Annotated in this window: 20 protein-coding genes and 1 other RNA gene; 6 read left to right on the top strand and 15 right to left on the bottom strand. The window is 73.4% G+C overall.

Going from position 1 to position 25,595, the window contains the following annotated elements; translation table 11 throughout:
• Positions 1-254: 254 nt before the first annotated feature.
• From AC0666_RS03650 to AC0666_RS03620, 7 genes are all read right to left on the bottom strand, one after another.
• On the bottom strand, positions 255-1,691 hold the full coding sequence (locus AC0666_RS03650) for an NAD-dependent malic enzyme (protein ID WP_468968405.1): 1,437 nt from the start codon (positions 1,689-1,691) through the stop codon (positions 255-257).
• 497 nt (positions 1,692-2,188) lie between these two features.
• The gene (locus tag AC0666_RS03645) at positions 2,189-4,495 is read right to left on the bottom strand and encodes a HelD family protein (RefSeq protein WP_468582733.1); all 2,307 of its coding nucleotides are present in this window, start codon (positions 4,493-4,495) and stop codon (positions 2,189-2,191) included.
• A gap of 102 nt (positions 4,496-4,597) precedes the next feature.
• Positions 4,598-5,167: a CGNR zinc finger domain-containing protein gene (locus tag AC0666_RS03640; protein ID WP_468582731.1), complete on the bottom strand. Its 570-nt coding sequence runs from the start codon at positions 5,165-5,167 to the stop codon at positions 4,598-4,600.
• Positions 5,168-5,267: 100 nt separating this feature from the next.
• Positions 5,268-5,816, bottom strand: coding sequence for a GNAT family N-acetyltransferase (locus tag AC0666_RS03635; protein ID WP_478707014.1), 549 nt, complete (start codon positions 5,814-5,816; stop codon positions 5,268-5,270).
• 256 nt (positions 5,817-6,072) lie between these two features.
• Positions 6,073-7,224, bottom strand: a complete 1,152-nt coding sequence (locus tag AC0666_RS03630; RefSeq protein ID WP_478707013.1) for a uroporphyrinogen-III synthase — start codon at positions 7,222-7,224, stop codon at positions 6,073-6,075.
• Between the two features lie 126 nt (positions 7,225-7,350).
• Positions 7,351-8,721, bottom strand: a complete 1,371-nt coding sequence (locus AC0666_RS03625; RefSeq protein ID WP_468968420.1) for a nitrate/nitrite transporter — start codon at positions 8,719-8,721, stop codon at positions 7,351-7,353.
• 106 nt (positions 8,722-8,827) lie between these two features.
• Positions 8,828-9,799: a LysR family transcriptional regulator gene (locus tag AC0666_RS03620; protein WP_468582725.1), complete on the bottom strand. Its 972-nt coding sequence runs from the start codon at positions 9,797-9,799 to the stop codon at positions 8,828-8,830.
• Between the two features lie 84 nt (positions 9,800-9,883).
• On the opposite strand from AC0666_RS03620, the gene AC0666_RS03615 reads away from it, so the two are divergent.
• From AC0666_RS03615 to AC0666_RS03605, 3 genes are read left to right on the top strand one after another with little or no spacing between them, the layout of a single operon-like run.
• Positions 9,884-11,161, top strand: coding sequence for an MFS transporter (locus tag AC0666_RS03615; protein ID WP_468968423.1), 1,278 nt, complete (start codon positions 9,884-9,886; stop codon positions 11,159-11,161).
• A 24-nt stretch (positions 11,162-11,185) separates the two neighbouring features.
• Positions 11,186-11,467 (top strand): hypothetical protein, encoded by a 282-nt coding sequence (locus AC0666_RS03610; protein WP_468582722.1) that lies wholly within the window; start codon positions 11,186-11,188, stop codon positions 11,465-11,467.
• Positions 11,464-11,859, top strand: a complete 396-nt coding sequence (locus AC0666_RS03605) for a type II toxin-antitoxin system VapC family toxin (protein WP_478707012.1) — start codon at positions 11,464-11,466, stop codon at positions 11,857-11,859. The genes AC0666_RS03610 and AC0666_RS03605 overlap by 4 nt, the downstream gene beginning before the upstream one ends.
• 69 nt (positions 11,860-11,928) lie before the next feature.
• On the opposite strand, the gene ssrA is transcribed toward AC0666_RS03605, so the two are convergent.
• The 5 genes from ssrA to ftsE form a co-directional block, all read right to left on the bottom strand.
• Positions 11,929-12,317, bottom strand: a transfer-messenger RNA (tmRNA) gene (ssrA, locus tag AC0666_RS03600).
• Positions 12,318-12,399: 82 nt separating this feature from the next.
• Positions 12,400-12,885: an SsrA-binding protein SmpB gene (gene smpB, locus AC0666_RS03595; RefSeq protein WP_468968429.1), complete on the bottom strand. Its 486-nt coding sequence runs from the start codon at positions 12,883-12,885 to the stop codon at positions 12,400-12,402.
• An 18-nt stretch (positions 12,886-12,903) separates the two neighbouring features.
• Entirely contained in the window at positions 12,904-14,106 is a 1,203-nt protein-coding gene (locus AC0666_RS03590) for a S41 family peptidase (protein ID WP_478707011.1), read from the bottom strand.
• Between the two features lie 67 nt (positions 14,107-14,173).
• A complete protein-coding gene (gene ftsX / locus AC0666_RS03585; protein ID WP_361725676.1) occupies positions 14,174-15,106 on the bottom strand; it encodes a permease-like cell division protein FtsX in 933 nt (310 codons plus the stop codon).
• 17 nt (positions 15,107-15,123) lie between these two features.
• Complete coding sequence (gene ftsE / locus AC0666_RS03580; protein WP_356846912.1) at positions 15,124-15,813, bottom strand: cell division ATP-binding protein FtsE; 690 nt, start codon at positions 15,811-15,813, stop codon at positions 15,124-15,126.
• A 225-nt stretch (positions 15,814-16,038) separates the two neighbouring features.
• On the opposite strand from ftsE, the gene AC0666_RS03575 reads away from it, so the two are divergent.
• Positions 16,039-16,230: a hypothetical protein gene (locus tag AC0666_RS03575; RefSeq protein ID WP_114057747.1), complete on the top strand. Its 192-nt coding sequence runs from the start codon at positions 16,039-16,041 to the stop codon at positions 16,228-16,230.
• A 98-nt stretch (positions 16,231-16,328) separates the two neighbouring features.
• Here the strand turns inward: AC0666_RS03575 and prfB are convergent, their stop codons facing one another.
• The gene (gene prfB / locus AC0666_RS03570; protein ID WP_468582714.1) at positions 16,329-17,438 is read right to left on the bottom strand and encodes a peptide chain release factor 2; all 1,110 of its coding nucleotides are present in this window, start codon (positions 17,436-17,438) and stop codon (positions 16,329-16,331) included.
• A 314-nt stretch (positions 17,439-17,752) separates the two neighbouring features.
• Between prfB and AC0666_RS03565 the strand changes: the two genes are divergently transcribed.
• Entirely contained in the window at positions 17,753-18,796 is a 1,044-nt protein-coding gene (locus AC0666_RS03565; protein ID WP_468968437.1) for an isopenicillin N synthase family dioxygenase, read from the top strand.
• A gap of 69 nt (positions 18,797-18,865) precedes the next feature.
• On the opposite strand, the gene AC0666_RS03560 is transcribed toward AC0666_RS03565, so the two are convergent.
• Both AC0666_RS03560 and AC0666_RS03555 read right to left on the bottom strand, forming a co-directional pair.
• Positions 18,866-20,116 (bottom strand): serine/threonine-protein kinase, encoded by a 1,251-nt coding sequence (locus AC0666_RS03560; protein ID WP_468968440.1) that lies wholly within the window; start codon positions 20,114-20,116, stop codon positions 18,866-18,868.
• Positions 20,117-20,311: 195 nt separating this feature from the next.
• A complete protein-coding gene (locus AC0666_RS03555; protein ID WP_468968443.1) occupies positions 20,312-22,024 on the bottom strand; it encodes a serine/threonine-protein kinase in 1,713 nt (570 codons plus the stop codon).
• A 418-nt stretch (positions 22,025-22,442) separates the two neighbouring features.
• On the opposite strand from AC0666_RS03555, the gene AC0666_RS03550 reads away from it, so the two are divergent.
• Positions 22,443-25,541 carry an FHA domain-containing protein gene (locus AC0666_RS03550; RefSeq protein WP_478707010.1) on the top strand — a complete coding sequence of 1,033 codons (3,099 nt, stop codon included), beginning with the start codon at positions 22,443-22,445 and terminating at the stop codon, positions 25,539-25,541.
• Positions 25,542-25,595 lie beyond the last annotated feature (54 nt).

Below are 25,595 nucleotides of genomic sequence, written 5' to 3'. Positions count from 1 at the left end.
GGGCCCTCGGACAGTCCCCGGACCCGGGTCTGAACGTCAGACCCTCTCGCCCGGTTACGCATCCTGCCCCCACCAGCGGCGGGAAAGCCAATCCGGCACCCGCCAGGGTCACACGAAAAGCGCCACAGTCACGCCGCGGTGACGCTCCGTCCGCACTCGGTGGATGCGGACCGCGGACCTCGCGGGCATCCCCGCAACCCTAGAGGCGGCCCGCCGGGCCCGCATCTCGCGACGCGCCGGGAACCGGGCGCCCGCTAGGCGGTCGTGGAGCCCGTGGCGGCCGGTCCCTGCGCGGCCGAGGCGGCCTTGCGGACCGCTCCGGCGACGGCGCCCGCGACCTTGTCGTTGAAGACGGACGGGATGATGTAGTTCGCGTTCAGCTCGTCCTCGCCGACGACGTCGGCGAGCGCGGTTGCGGCGGCCAGCATCATGTCGGTGTTCACCGTACGGGACTGGGCGTCCAGCAGGCCGCGGAAGACCCCCGGGAAGACCAGGACGTTGTTGATCTGGTTCGGGAAGTCGGAGCGGCCGGTGGCCACGACGGCGGCGGTCTGGCGGGCGATGGCCGGGTCCACCTCGGGGTCCGGGTTCGCGAGCGCGAACACGATCGCGCCGTCCGCCATGGCGGCGACGTCGTCGCCGGACAGGACGTTGGGGGCCGAGACGCCGATGAAGACGTCGGCGCCGACCACGGCCTCCCTCAACGTCCCCGTGTAGCCCTCGGGGTTGGTGTTCTCGGCGATCCAGCGCAGCGGGGAGTCGGCCGCGGCGCCGACCAGATCGGGGCGGCCCGCGTGCACGACCCCGTGGATGTCGGCGCTGACGACGTTCTTGACGCCGGCCGCGAGGAGCAGCTTGAGGATGGCGGTGCCGGCCGCACCGGCGCCCGACATGACGACCTTGACGTCGCCAACTGCCTTGCCCACGACGCGAAGTGCGTTGGTGAGGGCGGCGAGCACCACGATGGCGGTGCCGTGCTGGTCGTCGTGGAAGACGGGGATGTCGAGGGCCTCGCGCAGCCGGGCTTCGATCTCGAAGCAGCGGGGTGCGGAGATGTCCTCAAGGTTGATGCCGGCGAAGCCGGGGGCGATGGCCTTGACGATCTCGACGATCGCGTCGGAGTCCTGGGTGTCCAGGCAGATCGGCCATGCGTCGATGCCGGCGAAGCGCTTGAAGAGGGCCGCCTTGCCCTCCATGACGGGCAGCGCGGCCTTGGGTCCGATGTTGCCGAGGCCCAGGACGGCGGAGCCGTCCGTCACGACTGCGACGGAGTTGCGCTTGATGGTGAGGCGGCGTGCGTCCTCGGGGTTCTCGGCGATGGCCATGCACACGCGGGCCACGCCGGGGGTGTAGATCATCGAGAGGTCGTCGCGGTTGCGGATGGGGTGCTTGGACGCCATCTCGATCTTGCCGCCGAGGTGCATCAGGAAGGTTCGGTCGGAGACCTTGCCGAGGCTGACGCCCTCGATGCCGCGGAGCTTGCCGACGATCTCGTCGGCGTGCGCGGTGGAGGTCGCGGCGATGGTGACGTCGATGCGGAGCTTCTCGTGGCCGGAGGCGGTCACATCGAGGCCGGTGACCGAGCCACCGGAGGACTCCACGGCGGTGGTGAGCTGGGAGACCGCGGTTCCGCTCGCGGGCACTTCCAGGCGGACCGTCATCGAGTACGAGACGCTGGGCGCCGTTGCCATGGCCGTGTTCCTCTTCTGTTCCCTGGTTTCGCTGTCACAGGGCCCCACTCGCGGCGGGCGCGGCAGGACCTGTTGTCCGATCGTCCCACCTACCAGCCGGTACAAGGTAACCAGCTACAAATTTCGGAAAGACTCTTCCACCATACGAGATTGATCGACGCGGTGGAAGCGGAGCCCCTACGAAAAAGGTCCGCGCTCCTCGATGCCGAGGGGCGCGGACCTGTTCCCACGTATAAGACACCGACCCGCCATGCTCGCCTCGCGGCAAGTGGTCGCTCTAAGCGACGAAGGTTGGGCCCGGGGGCTTGGATCGAGCCGGTGTCGTACCCAGGCTAACAAAGGATCGCCTCAGCCGGTCCCCCTCGTGGGAGTTGGCCTCGTCTCACCACGCGTGTGGCCGCGGGCCATCCGTGCCCGGGCCCGGCCCGCGCCCGGCCCGCGCCCGGCCGGGCCCGTGACCCGCCGGACGCACCCCTGCGGAGGCAGCAGCGCGTCGCCTACGGCCGCAGCAGCGCGGGCACGCCGTCCGCGTCCGGCTCGTCGCGGTCGGTCGACACCACCGTGAGCTGCTGGGTCGCCCGGGTCAGGGCCACGTAGAGCACCCGCAGGCCGGCCGCGGACTCCTGGGCGATCTCCGCCGGGGAGACCACCACCGTGGCGTCGTACTCCAGGCCCTTGGCCTCCAGGCTGCCGAGCGCCACCGCCCGCTCGCCCAGGTCCGCCAGCCAGCCCGCGGCCTCCGCACGCCGGTCCATCGCCACGACCACGCCCACCGTGCCGTCGACCTGCTCCAGCAGCCGCCGGGCCTCCTCGTGGACGGCCGCGGCCAGGTCGTCCCCGGCGGTGGTGAACCGGGGCTCCAGGCCGGTGGAGCGCACCGCCGTCGGCGGCTCCATGCCCGGCATCGCCTGCCGCAGGACGCGGGCGGCGACCTCGGCGACCTCGGCCGGGTTGCGGTAGTTCACCGTCAGGGTGAAGCGCCGCCGCGGCCGGGTCCCCAGGGCCTCGTCGCGGGCTGCGGCCGCCTCCTCCGGGTCCGTCCACGAGGACTGGGCCGGGTCGCCGACCACCGTCCACGTGCCGTGGCGGCCGCGGCGGCCCACCATCCGCCACTGCATCGGCGTCAGGTCCTGCGCCTCGTCCACGATGACGTGGGCGTACTCGGTGCGCTCCGCCGCGAGCCGCTCGGCCCGCTCCCACTGGGTCTCCTCGCGGGTCGGCATCAGCTCCTCCAGCCCGCTGAGCTGGTCCAGCGGGTCCAGCTCCCGCTTGCGCCTCGGCCGCGCGGGCGCGCCGAGCAGCTGCTGGAGCTCGTCCAGCAGCGCCACGTCGTGCACCGACAGCGGGCCCTTGCCGTCAGCGCCCAGCCGGCGCAGCGAGCGCGCCAGCTGGCGGGTCTCGCGCGGGTTGAGGATCCGGCGCGCCCAGCGGCCGAGGCGGCGCTCGTCGGCGAGCGTGGCGAGCACCCCGCGCGGGGTCAGCTCGGGCCACCAGGCGTTCAGGAAGTCGATGAACGCGTCCTCGGTGGAGACGTCCTCGTCGAAGGCGGAGCGCAGCTCGGCGGCCAGCTCCGGGTCGCTGTGCCGGCCGGCCTGTCCGGACTTCGCGTACAGGGCGTCGAGCAGCAGCTTGCGGGCGCGCGGGCGCAGCAGGTTGACCGGGGCGGTGCCGCCGAGGACGTTCTGCCGGATCCGGTCCAGCTCCTCGGCCTCCAGCTCCTGGCGGCGTCCGAAGGCCACCACCCGCAGCCGCTCCGGGGCACCGCCGAGCTCCAGGGCGCCCCGTACGGCCTTGCGCAGCAGCTTGAGCATCCGGGAGGAGCCCTTGATGCGGGCCACGGCGGGTTCGTCGTACGTCGTCGCCTCCGCGCCGTCGACCAGCGAGCCCAGCGCCCGGATGGCGACCTGCCCCTCCTCGCCGAGGGAGGGCAGCACGCCCTCGGTGTAGGCCACGAGCAGCGGGGTCGGCGAGACGATCAGGATGCCGCCGGAGTAGCGCCGCCGGTCCTGGTAGAGCAGATAGGCGGCGCGGTGCAGGGCGACGGCCGTCTTGCCGGTGCCAGGACCGCCCGCCACCTCGGCCACGGACGCGGCGGGAGCCCGGATGACCAGGTCCTGCTCGGCCTGGATGGAGGAGACGATGTCCCGCATGGAGTGCGTACGGGCCCGCCCGAGCGCGGCCATCAGGGCGCCGTCGCCGATCGCGGGGAGCTCCTGCCCGTCGAGGAAGGCGGTGATCTCGGGGCGCATCAGGTCGTCCTCGACGCCGAGCACCTTGCGGCCCTTGGAGCGGATCACGCGGCGGCGCACCACCCGGCCGGGATCCTTGGGCGTGGACCGGTAGAAGGGCGCGGCCGCCGGGGCGCGCCAGTCGATGACCAGCGGGGCGTAGTCGGCGTCGAGCACGCCGATCCGCCCGATGTGCAGGGTCTCGGCGATGTCGGCGGTGAGGTCCTCGCGGATCGCGTCGTCGGCGGGCTCGACGGAGGTGTAGGCGCCGTCGGGGCCGCGCTCCCCGTCCTTGCCGAGCACCAGGTCGATCCGGCCGAAGAGGAAGTCCTCGAACTCGTTGTTCAGCCGGTTCAGGTGGATGCCCGCCCGGAAGACCTGCGCATCGCGCTCGGCCAGGGCGCCGGGCGTGCCGACCTGGCCGCGCTTGGCCGCGTCGTTCATCAGGAACTCGGCCTCGTCGATCTTCTCTTCGAGCCGGCGGTACACCTGGTCCAGATGCGTCTGCTCGACCGCGATCTCCCGATCGCGGACGGAATCCGCCGTGCTGTCGACAGCGGCATTCTGCGCGGCCACCAAGGCCCCCTTCTGACGTGCATGGGCGACCGTCAACCGTACGCGAACCCGCGCCCTGTCCGCACGCCCGTTCCGGTGACCGGGCGAAGATCACCCCGGGATTCAGCCCGGCCGGGCGGCCAGCACCCTGCGCCGGTGGCGGGCGACCCGCTCCCGGTTGCCGCACAGCTCGCTGGAGCACCAGCGCCGCCGGTGGCCCCGGGAGGTGTCCAGGTAGACGCGGGTGCAGCCGTCGCCCTCGCAGGAACGCAGCAGGGCCCGCTCGCCGGGGTCGGTGAGCAGTTCCACCGCGTCCCGGGCGACGGCGGCCAGGAGCGCGCCGCAGCCCACCCCGCCGCACAACTCCCGTACGAGGTGGCCCTCCTGGTCCTGAACGGCACACAGTCCGGGGGGTGGACCGGCGGCCAGCGCGTTGACCCGGGCGAGCGCTCCCCCGTCGGGGCCGTTCCCGGCGAGCTCGGCCCGTACGAGGCTCTCCACGTCGGCGCGCAGGGCCCGGAAGGCCTCCACCCAGTCGGGGCCCACCCGGGCGAGCGGCGTCCGGTCGGGCACGAGCCCGGCTCCGGCCAGCCACAGCCGCAGCTCGTCACCGTCCCGGATCTGCTCGGCGCCCGCGTGGGCGGCGAAGGTGGCCACCAGGTCCAGGCAGACCCGCCCGGAGTCGAACCACATGCCCGTCACCGCCTCTTCGCCGGGGGTGTGGCTCTCAGAGTGCCCCCGGACGACGCGATGCGGAACCCCCCGTACAGGGGCGGGGCGGGGCCCCTTGCGGCTACAGCGGCGCCTCGTCGTGCAGCAGGCGCTGGAAGAGGTGGTGGTCGCGCCAGGCGCCGTTGATGTGGAGGTACTTCGGCGCGAGCCCGATCTGCTCGAAGCCGGCCTTGGCCAGGACCCGCTGGGAGGCCAGGTTGTCCACCAGCGTGCCGGCCTCCACCCGGTGCAGGCCGAGCTCGTCGCGGGCGATCCGGCAGACCTCCTCCAGGGCGGCGGTGGCCAGCCCCTTGCCGGTCCACGCCTGGTCGACCCAGTAGCCGACGCCGCCGCTGCGGAAGGGGCCGAGGGAGATGCTGCCGAGGTTGATCGCCCCGACGGCGGCGCCCGTCTTCGCCTCGACGAGCACGTAGGGCGCCAGCCGCCCGGCGTCCCGCTCGGCGAGGAGCCCCTCGATGCGGGCCCGCTGGCCGACCTCGGTGTAGAACACCTCGGACCGCCAGGGTTCGAAGGGCGCCATGTACGCGCGGTTGCGCGTCAGGGTGTCGGCCAGGGCGGCGGCGTCGCCGATGCCGACACCACGCATCTCGACTCCGTCAACGATGATCATCCGCGTACGCTAGCGGACCCGGCGGGCCCCCACCAGAGCCGTCGGCCCCGGACGGCCGGCGGCGACAGCGGCCGACCCCGGTCGGCGGCCGGCCGTCGGCGGTCGCGGCGGAGGCGGTCGCCGCGGCGGTGACCACGGGGACCGTGCCGCGCGGCCGCGCATGCCCCCGGGCCCCCGGGTCCGGCGCCGCGCCTGCCCCCCTGCCGCGCACGACCGCGTCCGGCGCCGTCCCGGGCGCGTCCCGGCCCGGGCCGGTTCAGCCGGCGGAGTCGGGGGCGCACTCCCCCGCGTCCAGCGCCAGCCGGTACCCCCGCTTCACCACCGTCTGCACCAGGTTCGGCACGCCCAGCGCCCCCCGCAGCCGGGCCATCGCGGTCTCCACGGCGTGCTCGTCCCGCCCCGCCCCCGGCAGGGCCCGGAGCAGTTCGGCCCTGGCCACCACCCAGCCCGGCCGCCGGGCCAGCGCCCGCAGCAGCGCCATCCCCGCGGGCGGTACCGGCCGCAGCTCCTCGTCCACCAGCACCGCCTGCCCGCGGATCTCCAGCCGGCGCCCCGCCACCGGCAACACCTTGGCCCGGCCGGGCAGTTCCCGGCACAGCAGCTGCACCAGCGGCCCCAGCCGGAACCGCTCCGGCTGTACGGTCTCCACCCCCTGGGCCTGCAGCGGCAGCGCGGTCACCGGCCCGACGCAGGCCGAGAGGACCTCGCCCCGCAACCGGGCCAGCACCGCGTCCCCCATCCCGCGCTGCTCCGCGCGGGACAGCAGCGAGGCCGCCGCCGGGGCGGAGGTGAAGCTCACCGCGTCGACCCCGCCGCCGACCACCGCGTCCAGCAGCCGGTCGAGCGGGCCGAGGTCCTGCGGGGGCATCCACCGGTACACCGGGACCACGACCACCTCGGCCCCGCCGGCCCGCAGCGCCTCGACGAACCCGGGCAGCGGCTCCCCGTGCAGCTGGAGGGCGATCCGCCGCCCCGCCACGCCGGCACCCAGCATCCGGTCCAGCACCTCGGCGAGGGATTCCGACTGCGGGGACCAGGTCTCCACCAGCCCGGCGGCCCTGATGGCGCCCTTGACCTTCGGTCCGCGCGCCAGCAGTTCACCGGCTCGCAGCCGCGCCAGCAGCTCCTCGCCGATCCCCCATCCGTCGGCGGCCTCGATCCACCCCCGGAAGCCGATGGCGGTGGTGGCGACCACCGTGTCCGGCGGACAGTCGATGAGCTGCTTCGTGGCGGTCATCAACTCGCTGTCGTCGGCCAGCGGCACGATCCGCAGGGCCGGTGCGTGCAGGACGGTGGCGCCGCGGCGGCGCAGCAGGGCGATCAGCTCGTCCGCCCGCCGGGCCGCGGTGACCCCGACGGTGAACCCCGCCAGCGGAGACGGTGCGGTGGCGGTGTGGGTGTCGTCCATGGTGACCTGCCTTGCCCAGTGGGTCGTTCTCACAACGCGCGATCACGTGTCACGCGACGGGAACCGAGCCTGTCAAGTTGCCGTGTCAGGCTCGGTTCCGCTGTATTTCGTGGCCGTAAACCGCCGTTACACCGACGTGAGCTGCGCGGCGGGCTCGGCCCCGGCCGCCGGAAGGGGCGCGCCGACCGGTCGGCGAAGGTATACCGCCCAGGTCACGGTGCAGCAGGCGGCGTAGAAACCGAGGAAGGTCACGAAGGCGGCCGTTCCGGATCCGGAGCTCAGGAACGCCTCGCGGAAGACCAGGTTGATGCCGAGCCCGCCGAGTGCGCCCACCGCGCCGATCAGCCCCATGGAGGCCCCGGACAGCCGGCGCCCGTACGCCGCCGCGTCCTCCCCGGCCAAGCCCCGGGCGAGCGCCCTGGCGTGGAAGATCCCGGGGATCATCTTGTAGGTGGAGCCGTTCCCGACGCCGCTCAGCGCGAACAGGGCCACGAACCCGACGAGGAAGACGGGCAGCGAGTGCCGCACCGAGGCGAAGACGACCACCCCGGTCGCGGCGGCCATCGCCACGAAGGTCCCGAGCGTGATGCGGGCTCCGCCGAACCGGTCCGCGAGAGCACCGCCCACGGGCCGGATCAGTGATCCGAGCAACGGCCCGATGAAGGTGAGCGAGGCGGCCTGCAGCGGGGTCCGGCCGAACTGCGTCTGCAGGACGAGCCCGAAGGCGAAGCTGTAGCCGATGAAGGACCCGAAGGTGCCGACGTAGAGGAACGCCATGATCCAGGTGTGGCCTTCGCGCACCGCCTCGCGGACGGCGCCCGTGTCGGCCCGTACGGGCGCCAGGTTGTCCATCCGCAGCAGGGCCAGGGCGGCCGCGACCACGATCAGCGGCAGGTAGATCCCCAGCAGCAGCCTCGGCCGGCCCGCCCCGGCGGTGCCGATGACCAGCAGGGCGACCAGCTGCACCACCGGGACCCCGATGTTGCCGCCGCCCGCGTTCAGGCCGAGCGCCCAGCCCTTCTTGCGCAGCGGGAAGAAGGCGTTGATGTTGGTCATGGAGGAGGCGAAGTTCCCGCCGCCCACGCCCGTCAGGGCCGCCACGGCCAGGAAGGTCCCGTACGAGGTTCCCGGCTCCATCACCACGAGCGCGGCCACGGTGGGCGCGAGCAGCAACAGGGCGCTGACGACGGTCCAGTTCCGGCCGCCGAAGCGGGCGACGGCGAAGGTGTACGGCACCCGGACGAGGGCGCCCACGCAGGTCGCCGTCGCGATCAGGAAGAACTTCCCGGCGGGGTCGATGCCGTAGCCGGGCCCCATGAAGAGCACCATCACCGACCACATCGACCAGATCGAGAACCCGATGTGCTCGGAGAGCACCGAATAGAGCAGGTTGCGCCGGGCGATCCGCTCCCCGGTCTGCTGCCAGAACGTCTCGTCCTCCGGGTCCCACCGCTCGATCCAGCGGCCTCCCCTGCGCGGTGCGGTCGTACCGGTCATCTCAGGCCTCCACAGCTGCTGCGCTCGTCGCATCCGTGGTCGCCACCGTAGGAACGGCGCGTTTCGGCCCCGGTCCCCGCCGGATGACCGGCGGGAAACCTTGCACTCACCCGCCGCCGGTGCCGCCTGTGAGCGCGGCCGGGCGCCAGCTCCCCCCGGGCACGGCCAGCCACCCGTGTCGGCCCGAGAGCGCGGCGGCGGCCCGGTGCAGGGCGTCCAGTCCGGGGTGGGCGAGACCCTTGCGCCACACCATCGACAGCGGGGACAGCGGCACCGGGTCGACGAGCGGCCGCTTGACGCACCCCGGCATGTCGAGGAAGTCCACGGTCGCCAGCACCGGATTCCGGGTCTTGGCCATCACCCGGCGGAACTCCTCCTTGCCCACGGCCACCGGGGCGGGCGGCGCCACCGCGATCCCCCGTCCGGCGAACAGCTCGCGTGCCAGCCCGGTCCACTCCAGGGTCCGCGGGTTGCCGGCCCCGGCGTAGACGATCTCCCCGGCCAGGTCGGCCAGCGCCATGGGCTCACCCGGCGCCCCCGCGTGCGGATGCCCGTCGGGCAGCAGCACGGCGAGCGGCTCGTACCGTACGGGACGGTGGTCGAGGCGGGCCCGCAGCGCCGGGTCAAGGCCGTCCGCGTAGCCGAAGGACACGTCGAGGCGGCCGGCGGCGATCTCGGCGGCGGCATGCGTCAGTCCGCTCTCGAAGCGGGCCATCAGCTCGCAGTCAGGCGCCAGCTCGCGGGCGCACTCCAGCACCGTCCGGGCGGTGCTCGGCCCGTCGGTGTTCAGGTCGACGAGCAGCGCCCGCGGGCCGGCGAAGGCGGCGGCCAGTTCCTCCTGCGCGGACAGCGCCCGCCGGGCCAGTGGCAGCAGCCGCTCGCCGTCGGGGCTCAGTTCGACCGCTCGGGTCGTGCGGACGAACAGGGCGGCGCCGAGGGCCTGTTCGAGCCGCCGCACGTCCCGGCTCAGCGCCTGCTGGGCCACGTACAGCCGGGCGGCGGCCCGGGTGAAGTGCAACTCCTCGGCCACGGCGACGAACCCGCGCAGCAGCCGGGGTTCCACATCACGGGGATTCACCCCCGGAGACTAACAACAGAAGCGGGTCAATCGGCGGGCAACAGGTGTTGGACCGCAGCACCGCCGGGACCGGAATCTTGGGCCATGCCGCAGATCGCCCCCACTCGTATGACCGTGACCGGATCCACCCTCGTCATCGCCCCCACCCCCGCCCCCGCTCCCGCCCGCGCCCGCGACCCGCGGCGGCCGGCCCGCACCCGAGGCCCGTACGGCCGCCTCTTCGCGGTCCCCGGCTCCCGCGCCTTCACCGCCGGGAACCTCGTCGCCCGCCTCCCCATGGGCATGTTCGGGATCAGCGCGGTCATGATGATCGCCGGGCAACGCGGCTCGTACGCCCTGGCCGGCGCGGTCACGGCCACCGGCATGGCGGCCACCGCGGTGGTCGCGCCCTGGACCGCCCGCCTGGTCGACCGGTACGGCCAGGCCCGCATCGCGGTCCCGGCCACGCTGATCGCCGTCCTCGGCTCGCTGTCCCTGGTCCTGTGCGTCCGTACGCACGCCCCCGCCTGGACGCTGTTCGCCTCCTACGCGGCCACGGCGACCACCCCCAACATCGGCGGCATGTCCCGCGCCCGCTGGACCCACCTGCTTCGCCACTCCCCCGCGGACCACCACACGGCGATGTCCTTCGAGCAGGCCGCCGACGAGCTCTGCTTCATGCTCGGCCCGGTGGTGGCGGCCTTCCTGTGCACCGCCGCCTTCCCGGAGGCCGGCACCCTGACGGGGGCCTCGCTCCTGCTGCTGGGCATGCTTGCCTTCACGGCCCAACGGGCCACCCAGCCCCCCGTGTCGGCCGCCCGCGGGCGCGCCCCCCGGCTGCGCGCGGTCCGCCCGCTCCTGCTGCTCTTCCTCCCCCTCGGCATGGTGTTCGGCGCGATGGAGGTCACCTCGATCGCGCACCTCGACGCCCACGGGCTCGGCGCCTCCTCCGGCCTGGTCCTGGCCCTCCAGGCGGCGGGCTCCTGCGCGGCCGGCCTGCTCTACGGGGCCCTGCGCCCCCGCAGCCTGCGCACCTGCCTGGTCACCCTGTGCGCGGCGATGGCCCTGCCCTGGGCGGCGGCGGCCACGGGCTCCGTGCTCCTGCTGGCCGCCGCGCTCCTCCTGGCCGGCATGGCCACCGCCCCGACGATGGTGACGGCGATGTCCCGGATCCACCGGGCCACCCCGGAGGGCCGCCTCAACGAGGGCATGACCCTCGCGGTCACCGCCATCCTGGCGGGCATCGCCCTGGGCTCGGCCGCAGCGGGCACCGCCGTCGACCACCTGGGCACCACCGCCGCCTACGCCCTCCCGGCGGCAGCGGCCGTTGCGGCTCTCGCCGTCGGTACTGCCGACGTGCGGGCTCGACCCACTTCGCTCTAGCAAGACTTTTGCTAGAGTTGCGGTATGAGTGAATCCAGCGCCTACACCCCGGGCACCGGACCCATGGCTTCCGTCTCGGTGTCCGTCCATGAGGGCACCATCGCCGCCGTCCGCGCCCGCGTCGGGAAACGCGGTGTCTCCCCCTACGTGGAGGCGGCGATCCAGCGGCAGATCGAGCGCGACCAGCTCGCCGAGCTGGTCAAGGCCAATGAGGAGATCCACGGGGCGCTCACGGCCGAAGAGGTCGAGGCGGCCGACAGGGAGATGTTCGGCGCCGGGCAGCAGCCCTCTCAGGACGCCGCGTGAGCGGAACGTGGGTCCTCGACAGTGAAGCCCTCTCGCAATACCTCCGCGCCGAGCGGACGATGACGGCGAAGCTGGCCGCTGCCCACAAGCGGGACGTACGCGTCGTCACCAGCGCCGTGACGATCGTGGAAGCAGACCCCGAGGGTGCGCACCGAGCACGCGTGGACTGGGTCGTGTCACAGCTCGCCGTCGAGCCGGTGACACGGGAGATCGCCCGCCACGCCGTGCGGCTCATGCAAGACTCAGGTCTCACAGGTGGTCACAAGTACGCGCTCGACGCTGTGGTGGCCGCGACGGCACACGCGGCCGCCGGCCCCGTCACGGTCCTGACCTCCGACCCCGGAGACCTCGAACCGCTCTGCGGCCCTCGCATCCGGGTCGTCAAGGTCTGACCCGTGAGGTCCGGCTCATGACACAGGCCCCGCAGCCTTGAGGCCGCGGGGCCTGTGCCCACATGGGATGAGTGGAGATGGCGGGAATCGAACCCGCGTCCAACGGTGCAGAAGCAGGGCTTCTCCGAGCGCAGTCCGCTGCGCTTTTCTCGGCCCCGGAGATCACACGGACAAGTCTCCGACGGGCTCAGTCACTGTTTGGTTTCCCTCCAACCCCCGTGACCGGGGCTAGAGGTTTAGATCCCTAGTTGACGCCAGGATCCGGACCGGGACCACTTCCGGGCTGACGCTCCTCACAGAGGCTTCAGCTCACTGTTATTAGGCAGCGAGGGTGAAGCGGGAGTTATCGCTCTTGGAGTTGGCGATTATTTTTTGCGACATGTGGTTTACGAGATCATTGCCGCTTCCTCGGCTCGCTTCCCCTGCATCGACATCCGCTGTCGAAACCGATCATCCCCATGTTTTGTTAACAAGCTGCTCCGCCCCGGGGGGCGGTGCTGACGCCATGGTACGCGAAGTGGACCACCGCGTGCCAGGTGATTACAGCGTGCCCCGCTGCTTGCGGCGGATCGCCGAGATCGCCCGGTTCGTCTCGCGGGTGTCCTGCTTCTCGCGCAGCGTCTGCCGCTTGTCGTACTCCTTCTTGCCCTTCGCCAGCGCGATCTCGACCTTCGCCCGGCCGTCCTTGAAGTACAGGGACAGGGGGACGACGGTGTGGCCCGACTCGTCGGCCTTGCGCTCCAGCTTGTCGATCTCCTCCCGGTGCATGAGGAGCTTCCGCTTGCGCCGGGCGCTGTGGTTGGTCCAGGTGCCCTGGCTGTACTCCGGCACGTGCACGTTGTAGAGCCACGCCTCGCCGCCCTCGACCGACACGAAGCCGTCCACCAGCGAGGCCCTGCCCTGACGCAGGGACTTGACCTCGGTGCCGGTGAGCACGAGACCGCACTCGTAGGTGTCGAGGATCGTGTAGTCGTGCCGCGCCTTCTTGTTCTGGGCGATCAGCTTGCGCCCTTTTTCCTTAGCCATAGTGCGGTCATTTTCGCACTACGGACCCACCCCGAGGCCACCCAATACCGTGTGCGCCCGTTCCTCGACGCCTTCCCCGGCCGCCAGGTCCGGTGTGATGCCGCTGCCGTCCAGGCTGCGCCCGGCGGGCGTGCGGTAGGTGCCCACCGTCAGCTCCGCCACCGAGCCGTCCGGGAGCGGCGTGGGCATCTGCACCGAGCCCTTCCCGAAGGTGCGCGTGCCCACCGCGACGGCGCGGCCGCGGTCCTGGAGGGCGCCCGTGACCAGCTCCGCCGCGCTCATCGTGCCCCCGTCGACCAGCGCCACCAGGGGCCTGGCGGTGTCCCCGCCGGGGCTCGCGTAGAGGGCGCGCTCACTGCCCCGTACGTCGTACGTCGCCACGAGCCCGCCGTCCAGGAAGGCGGAGGCGGCCGTCACGGCCTCGGTGACCAGCCCGCCCGGATTGCCGCGCAGGTCGAGCATGACGCCGGCGCCGGGCGGGGCGGCGCGGACGGCGGCCCGGACCCGCTCGCCCGAGCCCCGGGTGAAGGAGACCACCTTGATCACGGTGACCCCGTCGGGCAGCTGCTGCACGGTCACCGGCTCGATGTGCAGCTGCTCGCGGACCAGGGTTTCGGTGCGCTCGGAGCCGTCGCGGCATAGGCGCAGGACGACGGGGGTGCCGGCCTCGCCGCGCAGCAGGGACACGACCTCGGAGGCGGGCAGGCCGGTGACGGTGCGGGCGTCGAGGCCGAGCAGCCGGTCCCCGGGGCGCAGTCCGGCGCGGGCGGCGGGGCCCCCGGGCTGGACCCGGGCGATCTCGATGCGGCCGTCGCCGCGGCGCTCGACCCAGAGGCCGACGCCGGTCCAGCGGCCGTCCAGCTCGTCGGCGAAAGCGGCGTACTCGCCCCGGTCGTAGACCACGGCCCAGCGGTCGCCGCTGCGGCTGACCACCTCCTGGGCGGCCGTCTTGCCGGACTTGCCCTCCGCGGCCGCGTCGGCGGCGGCGCGGGCGACGGCCTCCCGGTCGGCGGTACCGGACGTCCGGGGCGGCGCCCCCGACGGGCCGGTTGCGGGGGGATGCGCACCCGCGGCCGTTAAGCCGGGGGCGGTCAGGGCGTCCGCGCGGTCCCAGCAGCCGGTACTCGCCGCGGTCCCGACGGTCACGAGGAAGACCAACGTCAAAACGGCCCCGCGACGCAGGTCGCGGGGCCGGAGACAGAAGGCGGGCAGACCCGGCATGGCGCCGAGTCTAGGACAAGCCCGGTGCCCACAGGGAAGGTTGAGCCGACCTCACACGGGGCGCTCGTCACACCTTCAGGTACTTGCGCAGGGCGATGAAGGCGGCCAGCGAGGGCATCAGCACCCCGATGACCAGCACCAGCGGCAGCTTCGTCAGCACGGAGTCCCAGCCGATGAAGTTGATCAGCTCCATCTTGGTGCGCAGCGAGGCGCCGTGGTCGATGACGAAGTACTGGCCGGCGCCGAGCATGGCGCAGGCGAACACGGCGCCGATGAGGCCCGCGAAGGCGGCCTCCATGATGAACGGAACCTGGATGTAGAAGCTGGAGGCGCCCACCAGCCGCATGATCCCGGTCTCACGCCGACGGCTGAAGGCGGAAACGCGCACGGTGTTGACGATCAGCAGCAGCGCGACGATCAGCATGATCAGCATGATGCCGAGGGCGGCCCAGTTGAGGTAGCCGAGCATCTGGAAGAGGTTGTCGAGCTCGGTGTGCTGGTCGGCGACGGACTGGACGCCGTCGCGGCCGGCGAAGGCCGTGGTGATGACCTTGTACTTCTCGGGCTGCTTGAGCTTCACCCGGAAGGAGTCGGGCATCTGGTCCGGGGTGATCACCGAGGCGAGCGCGGTGTGGCCGAAGCGCTCCTTGTAGTGCTTGTACGCCTCGTCCGAGGACTCGTAGTGGACCGTCTCGACGAGGTCCATCTTCTTGAGGTCGGTCTCGATCTGCTGCTTCTGCTCGGGGGTGACGGCCCCCTTCTCGCAGGACTTGCTGCCGCTCTCGCTCTTGTCCTCGGCGTCGCTCTTGTTGCAGAGGTAGATCGAGACGTTGACCTTGTCGTACCAGTAGCCCTTCATCTTGCTCACCTGGTCGCGCATGAGCAGGGAGCCGCCGAACAGGGCCAGCGACAGGGCCACGGAGATGATGACCGCGAAGGTCATGGTGAGATTGCGGCGGAGGCCGACGCCGATCTCCGACATGACGAACTGGGCGCGCATTGCGTCTCAAGGGCCTTTCAGTGCTGGTAGCCGTAGACGCCGCGCGACTGGTCGCGTACGAGACGGCCCTGTTCGAGTTCGATGACGCGCTTGCGCATCTGGTCCACGATCTGCTGGTCGTGCGTGGCCATGATCACGGTGGTGCCGGTCCGGTTGATCCGGTCCAGCAGCTTCATGATGCCGACGGAGGTCTGGGGGTCCAGGTTGCCGGTGGGCTCGTCCGCGATCAGCAGCGCGGGGCGGTTGACGAAGGCGCGGGCGATGGCCACGCGCTGCTGCTCACCGCCGGAGAGCTCGCCGGGCATCCGGTCCTCCTTGCCGCCGAGGCCGACCAGTTCGAGGACCTGCGGGACGGCCTTGCGGATCTCGCCGCGCGGCTTGCCGATGACCTCCTGGGCGAAGGCCACGTTCTCGGCCACCGTCTTGTTCGGCAGGAGGCGGAAGTCCTGGAACACGGTCCCCAGCTGGCGCCGCATCTGCGGGACCTTCCAGTTGGAGAGCTTGGCGAGGTCCTTGCCCAGGACGTGGACCTGGCCGTGGCTGGCCCGCTCCTCGCGCAGGACCAGCCGCAGGAAGGTGGACTTGCCGGAGCCGGAGGAGCCGACCAGGAAGACGAACTCGCCCTTGGAGATCTCCAGGGAGACGTCTCTGAGTGCAGGACGGTTCTGCTTCGGGTAGGACTTGGAGACGTTGTCGAATCGGATCACGGGTGCACCACGGTCGCCGGGAGTAGGTGTGCGTGACCATACGCGAACGGGCGCGAGGCCGGGACCCGGCGCCCTGAGTTGCCCGATATATCCCCTGGTCCGGGGTGGGACGGCGGGTGATTGCCCGGACGGGCCGCGCCGAATGTCGCCGAAGCTGGCACAGTGGTAGGGGGAACGGTCTGGTTCCCCCACGCGTTGTTCAAGGGGACGAGAGGAGGAGAGCGCATGACATATGACCGGCTCGTGTGCGCGAACTGCGCGGCGCCCGTCAGTCAGGGCCGCTGCCCGGTGTGCCGGGCAAACCGGGAGCGCCTCCAGCAGGAAGGCCCCTTCGCCGGCCTGAACCCCATGGCGCTCATCGCGCTCCTGGTGGTCCTGGTGGCGGCTCTGGCCCTGGTGGCACAGCACACGGCGTAGCGCTCGCCGCCACGTCCCGATCATGTCTCGTTCATGACGCAGCGAAGGGCCCGGACACCTGAGGTGTCCGGGCCCTTCGCCGACTCTGCTCAAGCGGTTTAAGCGGTCTGCTCCTGCTGCTTGCGCCAGCGGATGCCCGCCTCCAGGAAGCCGTCGATGTCGCCGTCGAGCACGGCCGTCGGGTTGCCGACCTCGAACTCGGTCCGCAGGTCCTTGACCATCTGGTACGGGTGCAGGACGTAGGAGCGCATCTGGTTGCCCCAGGAGCTGCCGCCGTCCTTGAGGGCGTCCATCTTGGCCTGCTCCTCCTGGCGGCGCCGCTCCAGCAGCTTGGCCTGGAGGACGTTCATGGCGCTGGCCTTGTTCTGGATCTGCGAGCGCTCGTTCTGGCAGGAGACGACGATGCCGGTCGGGATGTGCGTGATGCGCACCGCCGAGTCGGTGGTGTTGACGCCCTGGCCGCCGGGGCCGGAGGCGCGGTAGACGTCCACGCGCAGCTCGGACTCGTCGATCTCGACGTGGTCGCTGGTCTCGACGACCGGCAGCACCTCGACGCCCGCGAAGGAGGTCTGGCGCCGGCCCTGGTTGTCGAAGGGCGAGATGCGCACGAGGCGGTGCGTGCCCTGCTCGACGGAGAGGGTGCCGTAGGCGTACGGGGCCTTGACGACGAAGGTGGTCGACTTGATGCCGGCCTCTTCCGCGTACGAGGTCTCGTAGATCTCGGTGGGGTAGCCGTGGCGCTCGGCCCAGCGCAGGTACATGCGCTGGAGGCGCTCGGCGAAGTCGGAGGCGTCGACGCCTCCGGCCTCGGCACGGATGTTGACCAGCGCCTCGCGCTCGGCGTACTCGCCGGAGAGCAGGGTGCGGACCTCCATCTCGTCCAGCGCCTTGCGTACGGATACCAGCTCGGCCTCCGCCTCCGCGAGGGTGTCCGCATCGTCCATCTCCTGGGCGAGCTCGAAGAGCACGGCGAGGTCGTCGATACGGCCGCGCAGGGTCTCGGTCTTGCGGACCTCGGCCTGGAGGTGCGAAAGCTTGCTCGTGATCTTCTGGGCGGCCTCCGGGTCGTCCCACAGGGACGGCGCGGCGGCCTGCTCCTCAAGCACGGCGATTTCTGCCCTCAGCTTGTCGAGGTCCAGGACGGCCTCGATCGACCCCATGGTCGAGGAGAGGGACTTCAGCTCTTCGGAAACATCGACGACTGCCACGGGTCCAGCGTAGCCGGTCCGCGGGCGGCGCCGTCCGGGCAGGCCGGATCACCCGTTCTGGTGAAGGCCGGGACGGGCGTACGCTCACGGTATGACTCTTCTCCTCGTCAAGCGCCGCCATGTGGATCACATGCGTGTCACGACGACGAGCTGTCTGCCGCCGGACCGTTCCCAAGCCTGATCCAACCGATCCGACTTGGTCCTGTACGCGGCCCACGCGGCCCCGGCGCCATCCCTGCCGGCAGGCCCACCCCCACCCGCTGCCCCGCCACCTCTGGGGAACAGGACCCCGTGACATCCGAAACGGAGCCGTCATGCCGTCCGCGCACACCCACACCCACACCCACTCCGACGTCCCCGCACACATCCGGAGCCTGCCGGTCATCGACCTGTCCCAGGCCGATGACCCCGCCTTGCGCCCGGATTTCCTGAAGACGCTGCACGCGGCAGCCCGGGACACCGGTTTCCTGCACCTGACCGGGCATGGCATCACCGAGGCCGAGACGGCCCGCATCCTGGAGCTGACCAGGGCTTTCTTCACCCTCCCGGAGGCCGACCGGCTGGCCGTGAGCAATCTGAACTCGCCGCACTTCCGGGGCTACACCCGGATCGGGCACGAGCTGACCGGCGGGGCCTCGGACTGGCGCGACCAGCTCGACGTCGGCGCGGAGCGGCCGGCGCCGCAGCTGGGGCCGGGTGATCCGGCGTACCTGTGGCTGGAGGGCCCGAACCAGTGGCCGGCGGCCCTGCCCGAGCTGCGGCCGGCCGTCCTGGAGTGGCAGTCCCGGCTGGCCGCGGTGGCCCACCGCCTGCTGCAGGAGCTGCTGACCTCGATCGGCGCGCCGCCGCACTTCTTCGACGCGGCCTTCGCGGACCGGCCCCACCTGCACACGAAGCTGATCCGCTATCCGGGATCGGCGCCGTCGGGCGCCGACCAGGGGGTCGGCGCCCACAAGGACTACGGCTTCCTGACGCTGCTGCTCCAGGACTCCGTGGGCGGGCTCCAGGTCCGCCAGGGGGACGGCTTCCTGGACATACCGCCGATGCCGGGGGCGTTCGTGGTGAACCTGGGCGAGCTGCTGGAGATCGCGACGGACGGGTACCTGCGGGCCACCGACCACCGGGTGGTGAGCCCGCCGGGAGCGGTGGAGCGGTTCTCGGTGCCGTTCTTCTACAACCCGCGGCTGGACGCGGTGATCGACACGGTGCCCGGCGCGTACCTGAAGGCGGCGCCCGGGGTGCTGCACGACGCCTCGAACCCGCTGCACGCCGAGTACGGCCGCAACGAGCTCAAGGGCTGGGTGCGCGCCCACCCGGCCGTGGCCCGCCGCTGGCACCCGGAGCTGGTCGCGGCCTGACCCCGCGGGGCGCTACGGGCCTGCGGATCCGCCCCCGGCGGGGACGTCCCCGCCGGGGGCGGATCCGGGCTACGGCTTCGCCGGGGCGGAGTGCCTGGTGTCCTTGGCCGGCGGCGGGGAGTCGTCCCCGGAGGCGGCGAGCCAGCTGCCGACGCCGACCGCGGCGGCCAGCGCGACGGCGCCGGCGGTCAGGGCCAGACGGCGCTTGCGGGCGGTTTCGGCGCGGTGCCGGGCCGAGCCGGGGCGGTGGCCGCCGGCCGGCCGCGGGACCCGGGCGGTGCCCAGCGCGCCGCCCGCCAGCTCCTCGGGCCCGGGCACCCGCATCGACGTGTGGGTGTCCCGGTTCGAGTCGGTCGACGAGCCGGGCACCAGCGGGACCACGCCCCGCCGCCGGACGGGGTCGGCAGGGGCCTCCGGCGCCTGCGCGGGCTCCGGCTCCGTGTCGTCGGGCTCGTCCACGTCCAGCGGCGGCATCCCGGCCAGCATCGGCAGCAGGTCCCGCAGCCTGGCCGCGAGCTCGGAGGCCCGCAGCCGCGACGCCGGGGCCTTCGCCAGGCACTGCACGATCAGCTGCCACAGCTCGTCGGGGATCCCGGGCAGCGGGACCACCGTCTCCGTCACGTGCCGCCGCAGCACTGCTCCCGGGTGGCCCCCGCCGAAGGGAGTGAAACCGGCCAGCAGCTCGTAGAGCACCGTGGCCAGGGCGTATATGTCCACGGCGGCCCGCGGCGGGAGGCCCTCGACGATCTCCGGGGCGAGGTAGTCCGGGGTGCCGATGATCCGCGTGGCGGGCGCGGTCGTACGGCCCGCCGCCGCCCGCCGCGGGGAGTCGATCAGCTTGGCCACGCCGAAGTCGGTCAGCAGCGCGGGATGCGCCCCACCCGGCCCCAGCGGCCCCTGCATGTCCAGCAGGACGTTCTCGGGCTTGACGTCCCGGTGCACCACCCCCGCCGCATGCGCCGCCGCCAGCGCGTCCGCGACGTCCGCGACGATCGCCACGGCCGCCTCGGGGGCGAGCCTGCGCTCCCGGTCGAGGCGGGTGCGCAGGTCCGTGCCGCGTACGAGGTCCATGACCAGCGCCAGGTCGTTGCCGTCGACGACGAGGTCGCGGACGGAGACGACGTGGGGGTGGTCCAGGCCGAGCAGCGCGCTGCGCTCCTGGACGAAGCGTCCGACCAGCTCCTGGTCGGACGCGAGGTCCTCGCGCAGCAGTTTGACGGCGACGGGCCCGTCCGGCCCCTCGCCCAGCCACACCGTGCCCGCGCTGCCGCGCCCCAGGATCTGGTGCGCGGTGTACCGGCTGCCGATTTTCCGTGCCACGACTGCTCCCTCAGCGGCTGGCGTACGCACCAAAGCTACGCGGCCGGAGGGGGCTTGGTCGCCGCGGATCGCGGCGACCTTCACTTCTGCGCGCGAAATCACGCCCTGGATGTCGACAAATCCACGAAGTCGGCACTCGGGAGGTCCGATTCAGGGCGGCGGGATCCAGGACCGGGTGATTCAGGACCGGGTGATTCAGGACTGCGTGCCACTCGTGGAGTCGCCCAGCTCGGTGACCCAGTCGACGAGGTCGGAGCCCCACGTCCACAGTTGGTTCCACCAGCCCCGGCCGGTGCCGACCCACTCCTGGAGCGGGGTGAGTTCCCAGACCAGCCAGCCCGCCACGAAGAACAGCACGATCAGCACCAGGCAGCCCTTGAGGCAGCCGAGGCCCGGAATCCGCACGGGGTTCGCGCTGCGGCGGCGCGGCTCCCGGGGGGCGCGCTGCTGCGGCGGCGGGCCCTGCGGGGGCTGCTGCTGCGGCGGATGCGGCCGCTGGGGCTGCTGCTGCGGCTGCTGGTACGGGGTGGGCTGCTGGGGCTGCTGGTACTGCGGCGGCTGCTGCGGCGGGTAGTACGGCTGTGGCTGCTGGGGCCGCTGCTGGTATGGGGGTTGCTGCGGCTGCTGCTGGTACGGGCGCTGCTGCGGCCGCTGCGGCGGCGGGGGCGGCGGGGCCTGGCGCTGCGGACGGCGGCGCAGAGGGTCCTCGCTCGGGTCGAGGTAGTGCATCTGCGTCTGCTCGTTGCGGTCGCGCGCGGCCCGCATCTGCGACTGCCAGGGGTGCGGCTGGTCCGGCTGCTGCACGGGCGGCATGACGGACGTCGGGTCGGCCCCCGGGCCGCCCGTGCTCGGCAGCACCGACGTGGCGTCGGCGGCGCCGACCGGCGGCAGGACGCTGGTCATGGCATTCGGGTCGTACGCGCCGGGCGCGCCGGCCCGGCCGGGCAGCACCTGCGTGGCGTCCGCGGCACCCGGGGTCTCGGGGACCGGCGCGGGCGAGGGGTCGGGCGCGAGCAGAGCACCGACGCCGAGCGCGGCCTCCACCTCGGAGGGGGCGCTGTGCACTCCGATGCCGGAGGCGACCACGCGCAGGCCGCGGGCCAGGTTCTCGGCGCTGGGGCGCTCGTTCGGCTCCTTGCGCAGGCAGCGCTCGATGACGATCCAGAGCGGCTCCGGCACGTGCGCGGGGCGCTGCGGCTCCTCGCTGAGGTGGCGGTGGAGCACTTCGAGCGCGGTGCCGCCGGCGAACGGCGGGCGGCCGGTGACCAGCTCGTACAGCAGGATGCCGGCGCCGTAGACGTCGACGGCGGAGGTCTGCGGGCGGCCCTCGGCGGACTCGGGGGCGACGTAGGCGGGGGTGCCGACGAACTCGTGGGTGCGGGTCAGCCCCGGGGAGTCGGCGAGGCGCGCGATGCCGAAGTCGGTGAGCATCGGCTTCATCTGGCCGCCGCGCTCGTCGAGCAGCACGTTGGCCGGCTTCAGGTCGCGGTGGACGACCCCGTCCGCGTGGCTGGCGGCGAGCGCGTCCGCGATCTGGGCGGTCAGCAGGCTCGCGGCGACCGGGGTGAAGGGGCCGTTCTGCCGGATGTACTTGTGCAGGTCCGGGCCGTCGATCAGGTCCATGACGAGGGCGAGGAGATCGCCCTCGACGACGAGGTCCCGGGTGCGCACGATGTTGGGGTGGGTCAGGCGCAGCAGGACCGAGCGCTCGCGCAAGAAGCGCATGACGATGTCCGCGTCCTGGGCCAGCTCCTCCTTGAGGACCTTGATGGCCACGGTTTCGCCGGGCTGCCCGGCGACGGCCGCCTCCGCGCCGGCGGTCTCCCTCTGGCGCGCACGCCAGACAGTGCCCGTGGCGCCGCGCCCGAGCGGCTCCTCGAGCAGGTACTTGCTGCCGACTGGCCGCACGTCTCGCGCTCCCTGCTGTCGTTCTGGTGGGCCCCACTCTAGGGGGTGGCCCCGGGGAAGACGCGGGGCATCGGAGGTTGGTTGCCGCACATATGTGCGAAGTGTGACGTTCGTGGGGTATGCCGGGGGCTGTTTCCCCGGCTTTCCTCGGCTTTCCTCGACTTTCCCCGGCCCTTCCCCCTCTTTACGTCCGGCCCGGCGATCATTCAAGATCATTTATTGGCGGGTGCCGGGCGTGTTGTCCGTGACAGGTGCGAGGATGCACCCGTACGGAACGGCCGGGCCGGGAGCCCGCCTTCCGCGTAGACCTGACCGGACGACGCGCCGTGCCGGGTGGGGGGTTGTCGGGCCGTCGCGCCCTGCCGTACCCCGCCGGGCGCACGCACCGCGCACCGCGCAGAAGGGACCGCCGACGGCGATGCAGATCCGGCTGACCGTCCTTGGGCTTGGGTCGCGCAGCGGCCACCAGACCGCGCCCGCCGGCTGTGACGTGCTCGTCACCGCGCCCGCGGGCACCCCCCTGGCCGCGGTGGCCTCGGGCCTGGCCGCGACCGTCGGCGGCCCCGACACCGGCGGCACCGTCATCCTGTACGCCGGCGCCGAGCGCCTCGACCTCCAGCGGCGGATCCTGGGCGAGCCGCCGCTCGTGGACGGGGCGGTGCTGGGGCTGCACGCGCCCGTTCCCGACGTCGTACCGGACGGGACGCGCGGGGCGATCGGCGCCGACGGCGTCCAGCTGCACGTGGTGGCCGGCCCGGACGCTGGCGGGGTGCACCTGCTGCACCCCGGGTCGATCCGCATCGGGCGCTCGGCCGACGCCGACGTGCCGCTGGACGATCCGGACGTGTCGCGGCTGCACTGCGCGGTGACGGTGCCGGCGGACGGGCGGGTGGCGGTGGCCGACCTGGACTCGACGAACGGCACGACGGTGGACGGTACGCCCGTGGGGGCGCGGCCGGTGCCCCTGGCGCCGGGTTCGCTGCTGCGGGTCGGGGAGTCCACGCTCCGGCTGGCCGAGGGGCCCGCGCAGCCGCTCCCGCTGATCCCGGACCTGGAGGGCCACCTCTCGCTGCCGGTGCCCGACCCGGCGGCCCCCGGCGCCGGCGGCCGCCCCGAAGGGGGCGCCGACCCCGCCGAGGGTCCCTCCGGCGACACCGGCCCCGGCACCGCACCCGCCGGATCCGCCCCGCGGAGCGGCCCGGTCGGCCCGGTCGGGGCCGCGGGCAGCGCCCGGCCGGGCCCGGCCGCCGCCGGAGCCCCCGGTACCGCGAGGCCCGGCGTCCCCGGCGAACCGCCCGCCGGGCCGTACGGGGACGTGCGCCCCGCCGGCCCCCGCGCAGGCGCCCAAGGGGCCGTCGGCCCCGGGCACGGCTCCGGTGCGGCCGCCGAAACCGGCGGGGCCGGCGCCCCCGGGCGGCGGCGCGGCCTCGGGGCCTGGGCCCGCAAATGGGTGCGGGGCGAGGCGGAGCCGGAGGTGCAGGCGGTGGCCGGGGCGGCCGCCACCGCAGCCCCCCACCCCGACGATCCCGCCGCGCTGCTGCTGGCCGCGCTCGGGCCGACCCGGCGGCTGTGGTCCCGTCCCCCCGGGCAGCTCGACGTCGGACTCGGCGCCGGAAGCCGGGTCCAGCTGCGCGAGGCCGGCGCGCTCGGCATCGCCGGGCCTCGCGGCCGGCTCACCGGCGTGGCCCGCTCCGTCATCGCCCAGCTCGCCGCGCTGCTCGCACCGGGCGAGCTGGAGATCGTGCTGCTCAGCGCCGACCGCGCCCGGCCCGTCGCCGAGCGCGTCCAGGACTGGGGGTGGCTCGGCTGGCTTCCGCACGTGCGGCCCGCGCACGGCCAGAACTGCCGCCTGCTCCTCGCGTACGACCGTGACCAGGCCACCGCCCGCACGGCCGAGCTCACCCGCCGGCTCGACGACGGCCCGCTCGGCGCCAACTGGGCCGCGGCCGACCGCCACCAGGTCCGCGAGGCCGCCGACACCCACCAGGGCCCGTACACCCTCCTCGTCGTCGACGGGGATCCCGGCTCCGGGGCCCTGCGCGATCTCACCGGCAGGCTCGCCTCGCACGGGCCGGCAGCGGGGATCCACGTCCTCGTCCTCGCGGAGACCCCGGCCGCCACCGCGGCCTCCCCGCTGACCGAGACGTACGAGAGCGCCTGCGCGGCCGTCCCCGCCTTCCGGGACTGCGGCAGCGTCGCCCTGCTCAGCGGTGATGTGGCCACGACGGTACGGACCTTCGCCGTCACCGGCGGCAGGCCGGTACCGCCCGGCCGCACCGCCACCGCCGACGCCGTGTCCGCGGCCTGGGCCGAGCGGTTCGCCCGGGCGCTGGCCCCGCTGCGCGCCGAGCCCGCCGCCACCGGGTCCCACCGCGCGGTGGCCGCAGCCCTGCCGCAAACGGCCCGGCTGCTGGACGAGTTGGGCCTGGCGCGAGCCACCCCCGCCTCCCTGATGGCCCGTTGGGCCGCGGCCACCGAGCAGGGGCAGGGCGTCGGCGGCCACGCCGAACTCGTGCTCGGCAGCGGCCGGGGCGGGCCGGTCGGGGCCGACCTGGTCCAGGACGGACCGCACCTGCTGATCGAGGGACCCGCCGGCAGCGGCCGTACGGAGCTGCTGCGCTCGGTCGCCGCCTCGCTGGCCGCGGCCGCCCGGCCCGACCGGCTGGGGCTCGTCCTGCTCGACGGGTCGGGGGGCGAGCGCGGCGACGGGCTGCTGCCCTGCACCGAGCTCCCGCACGTCTGCGCCCACCTCGTCGCCTCCGACCCCGTCCGGATGCGGGAGTTCGCGCAGGCGCTCGGCACCGAGCTCAAGCGGCGCAGTGAGCTCCTGGACGGCGTCCCGTTCGCCGAATGGCACGCCCGGCGTGAGGTCTCCGAGCGGATGGTCTCGCCCCGCCGGCCCTCCCCCGGGGAGCTGCTCGGCGACCTCGACTCCGCCCGCTCGGGCACGCTCCGGCTGCGCGCCTCCGCGGTCCGCAGCGAGGCGGCCGGTCCGAGCCCACTGCCCCGCCTGGTGGTGCTGGTGGACGACTTCGACGCGCTGGTGGCGCCCGGGCTCGGCAGTACGGGCCGGCCCGCCGCCGGCTCGGTGGTGCGCGCGCTGGAGGCGGTGGCCCGCGACGGGGCCCGGCTCGGCGTGCACCTGGTGGCCACCAGCGCCCGTCCCGACCGCACGGCCGACACGGAGCTGGCCCGGCTGACCCCGCTGCGGGTCGGCCTGGACGCCCCCGACCAGCCGGGCCCGGGCCGCGGCCTGCTCCGCTACGCCGACGGGCGGACGGTCCCCTTCCAGGGCGGGCGGGTGACCGGCCGGATCCCGCGGACTGCGACGCTGCGTCCGACCGTGGTGCCGGTGGAGTGGGAGCGGATGGGTGATCCGCCGGCCCGGCGCCCGGTGCGCGAGCTGGGCAACGGCCCGACCGACCTGGCCCTGCTGGCCAGCGCCCTGGACCGGGCCTCGCACCTGGTCTCGGCGATACCGGTCCTGTTCCCGCCCGCACCGAGCGCCACCCCGTAGGGGCGCCCGACTCGATTCCGGCTCGGGCATCACCCGTACAGCCCGTATATGCCC

The organism is Streptomyces sp. NPDC043680 (genome assembly GCF_056436685.1).
Note: the sequence above shows the minus strand (reverse complement) of the source record. Positions and strands in the feature narration are given on the sequence as shown.

What these genes read in the sequence shown, in the direction of transcription:
- AC0666_RS03550 (WP_478707010.1), top strand. Translation starts at nt 22,443, where the DNA reads ATGCAGATCCGGCTGACCGTCCTTGGGCTTGGGTCGCGCAGCGGCCAC.
- AC0666_RS03565 (WP_468968437.1), top strand. Translation starts at nt 17,753, where the DNA reads ATGCCGTCCGCGCACACCCACACCCACACCCACTCCGACGTCCCCGCA.
- AC0666_RS03625 (WP_468968420.1), bottom strand. Translation starts at nt 8,721, where the DNA reads ATGACCGGTACGACCGCACCGCGCAGGGGAGGCCGCTGGATCGAGCGG.
- AC0666_RS03610 (WP_468582722.1), top strand. Translation starts at nt 11,186, where the DNA reads ATGAGTGAATCCAGCGCCTACACCCCGGGCACCGGACCCATGGCTTCC.
- AC0666_RS03640 (WP_468582731.1), bottom strand. Translation starts at nt 5,167, where the DNA reads ATGTGGTTCGACTCCGGGCGGGTCTGCCTGGACCTGGTGGCCACCTTC.
- smpB (WP_468968429.1), bottom strand. Translation starts at nt 12,885, where the DNA reads ATGGCTAAGGAAAAAGGGCGCAAGCTGATCGCCCAGAACAAGAAGGCG.
- AC0666_RS03630 (WP_478707013.1), bottom strand. Translation starts at nt 7,224, where the DNA reads ATGGACGACACCCACACCGCCACCGCACCGTCTCCGCTGGCGGGGTTC.
- AC0666_RS03615 (WP_468968423.1), top strand. Translation starts at nt 9,884, where the DNA reads ATGCCGCAGATCGCCCCCACTCGTATGACCGTGACCGGATCCACCCTC.
- AC0666_RS03635 (WP_478707014.1), bottom strand. Translation starts at nt 5,816, where the DNA reads ATGATCATCGTTGACGGAGTCGAGATGCGTGGTGTCGGCATCGGCGAC.
- AC0666_RS03650 (WP_468968405.1), bottom strand. Translation starts at nt 1,691, where the DNA reads ATGGCAACGGCGCCCAGCGTCTCGTACTCGATGACGGTCCGCCTGGAA.
- AC0666_RS03575 (WP_114057747.1), top strand. Translation starts at nt 16,039, where the DNA reads ATGACATATGACCGGCTCGTGTGCGCGAACTGCGCGGCGCCCGTCAGT.
- ftsX (WP_361725676.1), bottom strand. Translation starts at nt 15,106, where the DNA reads ATGCGCGCCCAGTTCGTCATGTCGGAGATCGGCGTCGGCCTCCGCCGC.
- AC0666_RS03590 (WP_478707011.1), bottom strand. Translation starts at nt 14,106, where the DNA reads ATGCCGGGTCTGCCCGCCTTCTGTCTCCGGCCCCGCGACCTGCGTCGC.